This window comes from Salinicola sp., from assembly GCF_982684285.1.
The window spans coordinates 1-6,378 of sequence record NZ_CEXLVS010000203.1; the positions used below are offsets into that span (position 1 = coordinate 1).

The window sequence follows — 6,378 nt, forward strand, 5'->3', positions numbered from 1 at the left end:
GTGGCGAGCCTCCGGGTCGCACTCCAGGTGGCTCGGCAGATGACCGCCCGCGCTCACTGAAGGAATCCTGTTTTCATGGCTACACGCTCCTCCGATCGTTCACCGATGCCTCGTGCCCGGAAACGGTTCGGCCAGAACTTCCTCCGCGACGTCGGGGTGATCTCGCGCATCGTGCGGGCCATCGGTCCGCGTGGCGGCGATCGCCTGGTCGAGATCGGCCCCGGCCAGGGCGCGCTGACCGGGCCGATACTCGAGGCTGCCGGTGCGCTGGAGGTGATCGAGCTGGATCGCGATCTGATTCCCGGCCTGCGGGTACAGTTCTACGACTATCCCGAGTTCACGATTCACGAGGGGGATGCGCTCAAGTTCGATTTTCACGAGCTGTCCCGACAGGATGGACGCCCGCTGCGGGTGATCGGCAATCTCCCCTACAACATCTCGACGCCGTTGATCTTCCACCTGCTGAAGGCCCGCGGCGCCATCCTGGACATGCACTTCATGCTGCAGAAGGAGGTCGTCGAGCGCCTCGCCGCCGAGCCCGGCGGACCCGATTGGGGGCGGCTGTCGGTGATGACCCAGTATCACTGCGCGGTCGAGTCGCTGTTCGTGGTGCCGCCCGGCGCCTTCGTGCCGCAGCCCAAGGTGGACTCGGCGATCGTTCGCCTGACGCCCTATGCCGAGCCGCCTTCACCGGCCCTGGACGAGGCCCATTTTGCCGACGTGGTGAGGGAGGCGTTCGGCCAGCGGCGCAAGACCCTGCGCAACAATCTCAAGGGGATGATCGATGCGGAGGCGCTGGCGGCGCTGGGGATCGATCCCGGCCGCCGTCCCCAGACACTGCGGGTCGAGGAGCTGGTCGCCATCAGCAACCATCTCACGGGCCACCGGCCGGAGAGTTCTTCCGCGACGGAGGAGAGTTCATGAGCGAGAGATCACCCGCCGTCACCGTCGACATCGAGCCGGCGTTTCGCGAGGACGAATCGTCGCCCGGCGACAACCGGTTCGTGTTCAGCTACACGGTGACCGTGCACAATCACTCCGACCGCAGCGTGCAGCTGCTGTCGCGTTACTGGAAGATCACCCAGGGCCACGGCAAGGTGCAGGAGGTGCGCGGCAACGGGGTGGTCGGCAAGCAGCCGACGATCACTGCCGGGCACAGCTTTCGCTATACCAGTCGTGCGGTGATCGAATGTCCCGTCGGTGTCATGCAGGGCAGTTACACCTGTATCGACCTGTCCAGCCAGGCCACCTTCGATGTCGCCATCGCGCCGTTTCGTCTGGCGGGCCCCAATCAGGTCCACTGAGCGGCGAGCGATCGGCGTTCACGTCCGCCGCCGCACCGGCATCAAATCGCGGCCTGCGGCGGCACCACCAACACGAGGAAGCGCATGGCGACCTACGCAATCGGCGACCTGCAGGGCTGTTACGCCGAATTCGAAGCCCTGCTCGAGCGGCTCGACTTCTCGCCCTCCCGGGACCGGCTGTGGCTGGTCGGCGACCTGGTCAATCGTGGCCCCGATTCGCTTGGCTGCCTGCGCAGGAGCGTCGCGCTGGACGGCGCCGCCAGGGTGGTGCTTGGCAACCACGACCTCCACCTGCTGGCCGTCGCGCGGGGCCATGGCAAGCTCAAGCGCAAAGATACCCTGAGCGACATTCTCGAGGCGCCGGACCGGCACGCAATGCGCGAATGGCTGCGGCGTCAGCCGCTGCTGGTCGACGACGCCGCGCGCGGCTGCGTGATGACCCATGCCGGGCTGCCGCCGCAGTGGTCGCTCGCCCAGGCGAACGAGTTGGCGGCGGAGGCGGAAGCGGTGTTGCGGTCAGACGACGTGGATGCTTTCCTGAACGTGATGTACGGCAATCGTCCGGCTCGTTTCGAGCCCGACCTGGCCGGCATGGATCGCATCCGGGCCATCGTCAACGTGTTCACCCGCATGCGCTTCATCGCCGCTGACGGCACGCTGGATTTTGCCGCCAAGGAAGGGCTGGACAGCGCGCCCGAGGGTTACGCCCCCTGGTTCACCTATCCCCGCGCCGACGGCCTGACGCTGCTGTTCGGCCATTGGGCCGCGCTGGAGGGGCAGACCCCGGGGGCCAGGGTCGATGCGCAAGCGCTGGATACCGGCTGCGTATGGGGAGGCTCCCTGACCGCCCTCGATCTCGACAGCGGCGAGCGGATCTCGGTGCCGTCCGGGTCGGCAGACCGGTGAATGGTTCCGCTTCCGTTCGCTCAGCCAACGCTTCTCAGGAGTGATTCATGACCCAGTCTTTCGCCCATCTCGACCCGACGACGCTGGCGCAGTGGCTGAGCGAAGGACGCTCGCTCAAGCTCGTCGACATTCGCGATCCCATGAGTTTCGCCCAGGGCCATATTCCCGGCAGCCGGCATCTCGACAACACCACGGTGGCGGAGCTGGTGGACAAGACGCCCAGCGACACGCCCGTGGTGGTGGTCTGCTATCACGGGCACTCCAGTCAACAAGCCGCCTCCTGGCTTGCCGGGCAGGGCTTCGACGAGGTCTACAGTCTGGACGGCGGGTTCGTGGACTGGGCGCATCGGTGGCCCGAACATGTCGAACGATAACGGCGGCGAGCCTTGAGCATGCCCCCCGATCCCCGTCTCGACGGACTGGAGGTCTACCTGGTGGGCGGCGCCGTGCGCGACGCCCGCCTGGGCTGGCCGGTGGGCGATCGCGACTGGGTGGTGGTCGGCGCCACGCCGGAAGCGATGCGCCTGCGCGGCTTCAAGTCCGTCGGTCGCGACTTCCCCGTCTTCCTGCACCCCGATACCCACGAGGAGTACGCGCTGGCGCGCACCGAGCGCAAGCAGGGGCACGGCTACACCGGGTTCGAGGTCCACGCCAGCCCCGACGTGACGCTGGAAGCCGATCTGGCGCGGCGGGATTTCACCATCAATGCCATGGCCGAGACCCCGGACGGCGAGCTGGTCGACCCCTATGGCGGTGCCGCCGATCTTGCGGCCAGGAGGCTCCGGCATGTCTCGGCCGCCTTCGTCGAGGATCCGTTGCGGGTGTTGCGCGCGGCGCGTTTCCTGGCGCGTTACCGCAAGCTCGGTTTCACCATCGTCGCGGAGACGATGGCGCTGATGCGCCAGCTCACCGAGAGCGGCGAAATGCAGTACCTGGTCGCCGAGCGGGTGTGGACGAGACATTCTCGGCCCGCCGTTCGCAACGGTGTTGGCGCGACTCGAGCCCGTTCCCGACGAATCCGCGTCCCACAGCGTGGCGCTATGGCGCTGGGCGCGGCTCGGCGAGCACCTCGAGGACGATGAGCAAGCGCGGCTCAACGATGCCGTCAAGGCGCCCAACGCCTTTCGGGATGCCATGCGGCTGGCGGCCCTGTCCCGCCGGTTGCGTCTCCGCATCGATGATCTGCGGCCCGGTGACGCCGAAGATCGTGCCGGCGCGATCATGGCCTGGCTGGACGGGATCGACGCCTGGCGACGGCCCGAGCGCGTCACGCCGCTGCTGGCCCTGATCGCCCACGACGATGGCGAACTGGCGGACGATCTGGCGCTGGCCTGGCGGCTGGCCTCCCAGATCCTGCCCAAAGCGCTGCTCGACGAGGGGTTTCGTGGACCGGCGCTGGGCAAGGAGCTCTCCCGGCGTCGGCAAGCGACGGTGCGGGAAGCGCTGGACACGCGCCGCTAGCGAGCCTTCGACGTGTCGGTCGACGGTGCTGGAGACCAGGACGCCCGCTGCGGGAACCCCGCAGCGGGCGTCATGCGTTTCATGGCCGAGTCGCGGGTCAGACGAACAGGCCGACGATCAGCGCCATCACCAGCCCCGTCAGGCCGATGATCGTCTCCATCACCGTCCAGCTCTTGAGCGTCTGCGCCTCGGTCAGACCGAAGTAGCGGTTGACCAGCCAGAAGCCGGAGTCGTTGACGTGGCTCAGCACCGTGGCGCCGGAAGCGATCGCGATGACCAGCAGGCCGAGCACCGGGCCGTCGAGATTGAGCGTGGTGATCACCGGGGCCATCAGGCCGGCGGCGGTGATCATCGCGACGGTGGCCGAGCCCTGGATCACACGGACCGCGGTGGAGATCAAAAACGCCAGCAGGATCGGCGGCAGGGCGCTTTCGGCCATGATGTTGCCCATCACTTCGCCCACGCCGGAATCGATCAACACCTGCTTGAACACGCCGCCAGCACCGGTGACCAGAATGATGATGCCGGCCGGTTCCAGCGCCTTGGTGGCGACTTCCATCACCTGCTCCCGCTTCATGCCGCGGCGCGTCCCCAGCAGCGTGAAGGCGAGCAGCGTGGCCAGGGTCAACGCCACGAACGGGTGACCGAGGAAGGTCAGTGCGGCCAGCACCGGGCTGTCCGCCGGCAGGATCACGCCGGAGACGGTGTTGAGGACGATCAGGGCCAGCGGCAGCAGGATGATCGACAGGATCAGCTTGAAGCTGGGCAGGCCGGCGGTATCGAGATCGTTCTTCGGCAGCTCCATGTAATCCGGAATCTGGGCGTCGATACGCTTTGCGATCCAGCGGCCGAACAGCGGGCCGGCGATGATCATGGCCGGCAGCCCGCAGATCGCGCCGAACAGGATCACGTAGCCAAGGTCGGCGCCGATCAGTTTGGCGACGGCGATCGGCCCCGGTGTCGGTGGGATGAACGAGTGGGTCACGGCAAGCCCCGCCAGCAGCGGAATGCCGTAGTAGAGCAGCGAGCGGCCGGTACGGCGTGTCAGGGCATAGATCAGCGGCACCAGGATGATGAAGGCGACGTCCAGGAATACCGGAATCGCCACCAGGAAACCGGTGACGCCCATCGCCCACTGCGAGCGGTTCTCGCCGAACTTGTCGAGCAGCGTGCTGGCCAGGCGATCGACGCCGCCGGAGACCTCCAGCATTTTGCCGAACATGGCGCCCAGGCCGACCACGGTGGCGACGAAGCCCAGCGTGCCGCCCATGCCTTTCTCGACCGTGTCCAGCAGTTGGTCGACGTTCATGCCGGTCGCCAGCCCGACCAGGCCACTGACGACGAGCAGTGCGACAAAGGCGTGCAGGCGCAGCTTCATGACCAGATAGAGCAGCACGATGATGCTGCCCAGTGCGGCGAGTATCAGAGAGGTGGGGCTATCCATGTCGACGACATTCCTTGGTGAGAGCACGCGGCGCCGGAGGCCGGATATACGCCAATGGTGGCGTTGTGCTTCGCGGTGGAGTTGGCGAGAATGGATGTTACCGGTAACAGATCGATCTCAACAATGCGCCTAAAGGCGTAGAGACAACATCGATCCAATCGGGCTAGGCCAGTAGCAGGCAGGCGAGGCCACACGGCACCAATCACATCCGTACCAGTCACATACGTATCGATTACCGATGTAGTCACTACCTACGTAGCAATCCTGCTGGTACCAATCGGAAGGCAACGTCATGGACGCAAAGATGAGTCAGCGCATCGTCGTAATGGGCGTATCCAGCTGCGGCAAGACCGAGGTCGGGCAGCGGCTGGCAACCGCACTGGGAGGGCGCTTCCTCGATGGAGACGACTACCACTCGCCGGAGAGTGTCGCCAAGATGTCCCGCGGCGAACCCCTTGACGACGACGACCGGGCCGGCTGGCTGCAGCGACTGGCGGAGTTTCTGGCCGAGGCCAGGGCCAGGGACGAGACGCTGGTCATCGGCTGCTCCGCCCTCAAGAAGCGCTACCGCGATACGTTGCGCCAAGGCGATGGCGCACTCACCTTCGTGCATCTTGCCGGCAGCCGCGAGCTGCTGCTGCAGCGCATCCAGGCGCGTCGGGAGCACTTCTTCAAGGGGGAGGCGATGCTCGACAGCCAACTGGCCACGCTCGAGGCGCCGGGCGAGGACGAGGCGGTCACCGTCGACATCGCCGGCACGCTCGAGCAGGTGGTCAACGAAGCGGTACTGAAACTCGAGAAGCGATTTCTCGCCGCCGGACGCTGAGATAACCGCCCGCCCCAAAGGCGAGCGCGCGCAGGCGGGGCGCCGTTCAGAGGCTCCCTCCAACGCGAATCTGGAACCCCAGGTTTTCGCTGGAGGGTCGCAGTGGGGCGCCCTGGAGGCGAGCCAGCAGGCGTGAGGCGATGACATCCCCGATACGCCGCCGGGGTGTCACCACCGTTGCCAGTGGCGGAGCGGTCGCCTCGGTGATGTCGAGACCGTTGAAACCGGCCAGTGCCAGAGCACCGGGCACCTCGAGCCGGCGCCGCTGGCACTCGAACAGCGCCCCGGCGGCGAGGTCGTCGTTGCAGCAGAACACAGCCTCCAGCTCCGGCCAGCGCACCAGCATCGAGCCCAGCAGCTCTCCGCCCAGGCGATAGGAGGAGGGGTGGGGCGTGGTCAGGCAGCGCTGGGCCGATAGCCCCGCCTGCCGCATCGCC

Annotated in this window: 7 protein-coding genes and 1 pseudogene; 6 read left to right on the plus strand and 2 right to left on the minus strand. The window is 66.8% G+C overall.

What is annotated here, in order from left to right:
* Window positions 1–75: 75 nt before the first annotated feature.
* From rsmA to AC3AYF_RS15755, 5 genes and pseudogenes are all read left to right on the plus strand, one after another.
* Window positions 76–924: a 16S rRNA (adenine(1518)-N(6)/adenine(1519)-N(6))-dimethyltransferase RsmA gene (gene rsmA, locus AC3AYF_RS15735; RefSeq protein ID WP_295040823.1), complete on the plus strand. Its 849-nt coding sequence runs from the start codon at window positions 76–78 to the stop codon at window positions 922–924.
* The gene (apaG, locus tag AC3AYF_RS15740; protein ID WP_295040821.1) at window positions 921–1,304 is read left to right on the plus strand and encodes a Co2+/Mg2+ efflux protein ApaG; all 384 of its coding nucleotides are present in this window, start codon (window positions 921–923) and stop codon (window positions 1,302–1,304) included. The genes rsmA and apaG overlap by 4 nt, the downstream gene beginning before the upstream one ends.
* An 84-nt stretch (window positions 1,305–1,388) precedes the next feature.
* Window positions 1,389–2,210 (plus strand): symmetrical bis(5'-nucleosyl)-tetraphosphatase, encoded by an 822-nt coding sequence (locus tag AC3AYF_RS15745; protein ID WP_295040819.1) that lies wholly within the window; start codon window positions 1,389–1,391, stop codon window positions 2,208–2,210.
* Between the two features lie 47 nt (window positions 2,211–2,257).
* The gene (gene glpE / locus AC3AYF_RS15750) at window positions 2,258–2,584 is read left to right on the plus strand and encodes a thiosulfate sulfurtransferase GlpE (RefSeq protein ID WP_295040817.1); all 327 of its coding nucleotides are present in this window, start codon (window positions 2,258–2,260) and stop codon (window positions 2,582–2,584) included.
* 18 nt (window positions 2,585–2,602) lie between these two features.
* Window positions 2,603–3,671 (plus strand): annotated as a pseudogene (locus AC3AYF_RS15755) (polynucleotide adenylyltransferase).
* A gap of 97 nt (window positions 3,672–3,768) precedes the next feature.
* Here the strand turns inward: AC3AYF_RS15755 and AC3AYF_RS15760 are convergent.
* Window positions 3,769–5,115: a GntT/GntP/DsdX family permease gene (locus tag AC3AYF_RS15760; protein ID WP_295040813.1), complete on the minus strand. Its 1,347-nt coding sequence runs from the start codon at window positions 5,113–5,115 to the stop codon at window positions 3,769–3,771.
* A 304-nt stretch (window positions 5,116–5,419) separates the two neighbouring features.
* Between AC3AYF_RS15760 and AC3AYF_RS15765 the strand changes: the two genes are divergently transcribed.
* Window positions 5,420–5,941 (plus strand): gluconokinase, encoded by a 522-nt coding sequence (locus AC3AYF_RS15765; protein WP_295040811.1) that lies wholly within the window; start codon window positions 5,420–5,422, stop codon window positions 5,939–5,941.
* 46 nt (window positions 5,942–5,987) lie between these two features.
* Here the strand turns inward: AC3AYF_RS15765 and AC3AYF_RS15770 are convergent.
* Window positions 5,988–6,378: substrate-binding domain-containing protein (locus tag AC3AYF_RS15770; protein WP_487779978.1), on the minus strand; the 391-nt coding region annotated here is incomplete at its 5' end.